The sequence below is a fragment of the Candidatus Erwinia dacicola genome, from assembly GCF_001756855.1.
In the GTDB taxonomy this organism is placed as follows: Bacteria; Pseudomonadota; Gammaproteobacteria; order Enterobacterales; family Enterobacteriaceae; genus Erwinia; species Erwinia dacicola.
The window spans coordinates 1-3220 of record NZ_MAYS01000347.1 but is presented as its reverse complement, the minus strand read 5'-3'; the positions used below and the strand labels follow the sequence as shown (position 1 = coordinate 3220).

Genomic DNA, 3220 nt, shown 5'->3' with positions numbered 1-3220 from the left:
TCGCCCAAATCAGCGGCCAAAGCTACCGACTGAAGGATAACCTGAAAAGCGGTCAAATCCAGAAGAAAACGAAAGCAACAACGTTCGAGTAATTCAAAGGGGGTGGGCCAGTTTTACATCGGTAGCGACAATTAAGAGCGCCGTAGCCTTTTTTAGGATTTCGTTCTCCATTTCAAGGCGTTGTATTTTCTTCCTCGCCTCACGCAGCTCGAGCTGTTCTGGCGTCAGAGGAAGCCCGGCGGGCGTTTTCCCCTGGCGCTTAAGTCGCAGCTTATTCACCCAACGGGGGATAGCCGAATGGCTTACGTTAACTGCCTCTGCGGCCTTAACGTAGGTATAGCCGTGGTCGACAACTAACTTCGCCGCTTCGAGCTTAAATTCCGGCGTGAAATGTTTAGCCATTGGGTCACCTGTGGTGTTGGGAAGGTGAGAATATCACCTTCCGATCAGGTGGCCAGTGTCAGTGTGCCACTACAAACATCGCTGGAAGAAATTTAAGCAGATCTTCTACACTGATAAAAGACGGCAACAAAAGCAGCGCTGTCACGCTGACCAGCTGCAGCAACCATCTCAATTATAAGGGTTGGCAAACCAGCGGGAATTGATCCCGTTCTCGCCGCGTATCGCATTTCCTGATGAAAGTCTTGGAGGGGATCATGATCAGCACCGTCGCGCTTTTCTGGGTTCTCTCTGCCGTTTGTGTGGTGAATATGGCGCGCTATTTCTCTTCGCTGCGCGCGCTGTTAGTGGCGCTGCGCGGCTGCGATCCGCTGCTGTATCAGTACGTGGATAGGGCAGGGTTCTTTACGTCTCACAGGCAGCCGGGCAAGCAGGTGCGGCTGATTGGCTATATCTGGTATCAGCGCTACCTCGACCACCACGATGATGAGTTTATTCGCCGCTGTCAGCGCCTGCGCGGGCAGTTTATGTTGACCAGCTCCTTGTGTGGGCTGGTAGTGATTAGCCAGATTGGTCTAGCCATCTGGCATTAAAAAAGGGCGACCATCAAAAATGGTCGCCCTTTTTCGTGTCGATCGGAAAAATGATTGACTGCTACATAATTAAATCAGTTTCAGCGCAATCCAGTACAGCCCACCTGACAGCACAATTGAGACCGGCAGGGTGAATACCCACGCCAGCAGGATGTTCTTGATGGTGCGGCCCTGAACGCCACCGCCGTCAACCAGCATGGTGCCCGCCACGGAAGAGGAGAGCACGTGCGTGGTGGAAACCGGCATTCCGGTATAACTCGCCACGCCAATAGAGACCGCCGCCGTCATCTGCGCCGACATCCCCTGAGCATAGGTCATGCCCTTCTTACCGATCTTCTCACCGATAGTGGTGGCAACGCGACGCCAGCCGAACATGGTCCCCAGCGACAGCGCGAGCGCCACGGCAAGGATGATCCACACCAGCGCGTACTCAACGGTATTCAGCAGGTCGCCCTTCAGCTTATTGAGGAAACGTTTGTCGTCAGGCTTAGTTTCCGGCAGCTTGGCGGTTTTTTCAGCGGTATCCGAGATGCACATCAGCAGGCGGCGCAGCTGACCGCGTTGCTCAACGTTCAGCGTATCATAGCTGCTGAGATTGTTCAGCAGCCCCTGCACACGCTCGATAGCCGGCAGCGCACGGGCAGCGTCGCAGTGGAAATCATGCGGGCCGGAAAGCACCGGTTCCGGCATCGGCAACGCTGGCGGCGACATCTGGATGATGTGTGTCAGCGTTGCCGCGTGCTGCTGGTAATACTGCTCTAGGTGGTTCACGGCATCACGCGTGCGCGTAATGTCATAATCGCTGGAGTTCATATTGACCACAAAGCCCGACGGCGCCACGCCGATCAGCACCAGCATAATCAGGCCAATGCCTTTCTGTCCGTCGTTAGCACCGTGCGAATAGCTGACGCCAATCGCCGAGACAATCAGCGCGATACGCGTCCAGAACGGTGGCTTTTTCTTGCCGTCGATCTTCTCGCGCTCTACTGGAGTCATATGGATACGCTGACGTTTTTTATTCCCGCTCCAGTAACGGCGCAGGATGAATACCAGCCCGCCGGCAATCACCAAGCCAATAATCGGCCAAATAATCAACGACATAAAGATGCCGATCATTTTGGGAATATTGAGCGCATCTACTACCGAGGTGCCAGTCAGCAACGCGTTAGTCAGGCCAATACCAATAATGGCACCGATCAGGGTATGAGAGCTGGAGGCCGGTAATCCGAAATACCAAGTGCCGAGGTTCCAGATAATCGCAGCCAGCAGCATGGAGAAGACCATTGCTAGGCCATGAACCGACCCTACATTAAGCAGGCAATCGGTGGGTAGCAGATGGACAATCGCGTAAGCCACGCTCAAGCCGCCAAACAATACACCAAAGAAGTTGAATACCCCGGCCATGACCACCGCTAACTGCAATCGCATTACACGGGTATAAATCACGGTAGCTACCGCGTTGGCCGTATCGTGGAAGCCATTGATTGCTTCGTAAACCAGTACGAACAACAGAGCAAGAACTAGGAACAAACCGGTATGTAAATCAAGACCAGCAAACAGATGCAGCATAAGCGTTACGCCATTTTGGAGGACATGAACGCGGCGCATTATCAGCGACAAACCGCGCCTAGGGAAAGGGAAATATAGATTCTTTTGACATTAATGTTTCATTAGGGTGGCAGTTGTCCCTTAAACCATCGTAATATAATCATATTACAAAATATTTTAGCTACGATTTGGCGTCAGGCTGGTATCCTAGGCGCCAACTCGTCAGTCGCGCGAATCTGAAATCTCCGCTGGATTTGACCTTATAAATCCAGACACCAGATCACTCTTAAGTTAACGACTCGCGCCGTCGACGATACTCACGTGGTGAGCAGTATCCCAGTGCACTGTGGGGATGCTGATCATTATGGCACTGTTGCAAAGATATTGATGAGTTAGCCTTTCGTGTTATTGAAAGGTCTTATCTTTCAAAGACTCTGCTCACCAGACGCATCTCGCCTAGGGGATGCCAAAAATAAAATGATTCTGCCTGACCTTTCCGTAGCGCCCGCATCACTTCAATGCCTTTGATTGTGGCGTAAGCCGTCTTCATTGATTTGAAACCCAGCGTGGCGTTGATTATCCGTTTCAGTTTGCCATGATCGCACTCGATTATATTACTCCGGTACTGTATCTGCCGGTGATGCACATGCTGCGGACATTTACCTTCCCGCTTCAGCAAT

4 protein-coding genes are annotated in these 3220 nt (G+C 52.3%); 1 reads left to right on the top strand and 3 read right to left on the bottom strand.

Going from position 1 to position 3220, the window contains the following annotated elements:
* Positions 1–93: 93 nt before the first annotated feature.
* Positions 94–402: an IS3 family transposase gene (locus tag BBW68_RS09935; protein ID WP_070135237.1), complete on the bottom strand. Its 309-nt coding sequence runs from the start codon at positions 400–402 to the stop codon at positions 94–96.
* A gap of 254 nt (positions 403–656) precedes the next feature.
* On the opposite strand from BBW68_RS09935, the gene uspB reads away from it, so the two are divergent.
* Positions 657–992 carry a universal stress protein UspB gene (gene uspB, locus BBW68_RS09930; RefSeq protein ID WP_070135236.1) on the top strand — a complete coding sequence of 112 codons (336 nt, stop codon included), beginning with the start codon at positions 657–659 and terminating at the stop codon, positions 990–992.
* A gap of 69 nt (positions 993–1061) precedes the next feature.
* Here the strand turns inward: uspB and pitA are convergent, their stop codons facing one another.
* Both pitA and BBW68_RS09920 read right to left on the bottom strand, forming a co-directional pair.
* Positions 1062–2561 carry an inorganic phosphate transporter PitA gene (gene pitA, locus BBW68_RS09925; protein WP_148127625.1) on the bottom strand — a complete coding sequence of 500 codons (1500 nt, stop codon included), beginning with the start codon at positions 2559–2561 and terminating at the stop codon, positions 1062–1064.
* A 397-nt stretch (positions 2562–2958) separates the two neighbouring features.
* Positions 2959–3220: DDE-type integrase/transposase/recombinase (locus tag BBW68_RS09920; protein ID WP_148127624.1), on the bottom strand; the 262-nt coding region annotated here is incomplete at its 5' end.